Genomic DNA, 865 nt, shown 5'->3' on the forward strand with positions numbered 1-865 from the left:
AAGAAATCAGGGAAAAGACACGTATGTGAGGGTTAAAGCAGGAAGTTGTATTTTCGTTTTCCGTGAAGGATTCTCCGGATCTCGACAGTATCTTTTAAAACCACATAAAAGACAAGATAGGATTCAACAACTAACATTCTATAATTCAGTACTTGAAGCCGAATATCGTTCGGAATCGTACCGCTATTCGGAAATAACTCCAGAATAGATATGGATTGATCAAGTTTATCCGCCATTGATAAAGCCGCATCAGGATTATCTAACATGATATAATGGATGATATTGGATAAATCCTCTTCAGCGATGGGCAAGTACTCGATTTTATATTTCTTGTCCACGAATTTGACTCCTTAGATTTTTCATCACCTCAGAGTGACTCTTCTTCTGGACACCTTCGCTACTTTGTTTTTCAGCTACAGCGAGTTTTTGGTACAGTTCAATTAAAGCTTGTTGTTTTTCATATGAAGCATGGCTCATCACGACAAGATCACTCTGACCATTCTTGGTAATAAAAACGGGTTCACCGTCATGATGAGCAATTTCGGAGATAAGATTAAAATTGTTTCTTAAGTCAGAGATAGGACGAATCGTAGGCATGGTCATCACCTCAAGAATATTGTTACGATTAATTTTATCATAATTATGATAAATAATACATGGAGTAAAGAATATTATTGTTGGGTATTTCAAGGAAGCCCCTGACATCTTATAACAATGTGTTCACGCTTCGGCGGACAAGCCGCCTCGGTCCCGGGAGATAAGTCGAGGAAGCGATTGCCGGGACACATCCGCACCACCTAACCGCATCGCGGCCGTTCCCTTCGGTCACTTAAGGTGGTGGGACGTCGCGAACACGGAAACGTTA

2 protein-coding genes are annotated in these 865 nt (G+C 40.7%); both read right to left on the reverse strand.

The genetic code is table 11. The features are described 5' to 3' along the window. Nucleotides 1-32: 32 nt before the first annotated feature. Nucleotides 33-338, reverse strand: coding sequence for a type II toxin-antitoxin system RelE/ParE family toxin (locus tag MJ257_RS24595; protein ID WP_193417401.1), 306 nt, complete (start codon nucleotides 336-338; stop codon nucleotides 33-35). Then, a complete protein-coding gene (locus MJ257_RS24600) occupies nucleotides 322-597 on the reverse strand; it encodes a type II toxin-antitoxin system prevent-host-death family antitoxin (RefSeq protein WP_068783634.1) in 276 nt (91 codons plus the stop codon). The genes MJ257_RS24595 and MJ257_RS24600 overlap by 17 nt, the downstream gene beginning before the upstream one ends. Nucleotides 598-865 lie beyond the last annotated feature (268 nt).

It is taken from the genome of Paenibacillus timonensis (genome assembly GCF_022427145.1).
Lineage (GTDB): Bacteria > Bacillota > Bacilli > Paenibacillales > Paenibacillaceae > Fontibacillus > Fontibacillus timonensis.